General features: G+C 58.4%; 1 pseudogene. It reads left to right on the top strand.

Annotated elements, in window-relative coordinates:
- Nucleotides 1–62: 62 nt before the first annotated feature.
- Nucleotides 63–281: pseudogene (locus P0D89_RS54485) on the top strand (hypothetical protein); the annotation flags it as partial.

The following is a 281-nucleotide window of genomic DNA, read 5'->3' on the forward strand; positions in this document are numbered from 1 at the left end:
GGCATTGCAACGTGATCGTGCCGTTCGTGAGGGCCCCTGGTAATCGCAATGAATCGCCTCTGTTGCGAGAAGCGCTGCCGCAACTCACGCGCATCGCCCGTACCGTGGGGTTGGACCTGCGGGGCACCATAGTGAGTCTGGATGCCGTGTACGATTGCCGGCAGAACCGCAAAGCCATTTTTAACCGTGAAATGGTTCCCAACATCAACCCGAATTCACGCGGTAGAAAGCGACCCAAGCGAGGACGCAAGTCCCGGTTCGATCCGGCCATCTTCGAAGAG

Source organism: Paraburkholderia sp. RL18-085-BIA-A (assembly GCF_046027075.1).
In the GTDB taxonomy this organism is placed as follows: Bacteria; Pseudomonadota; Gammaproteobacteria; order Burkholderiales; family Burkholderiaceae; genus Paraburkholderia.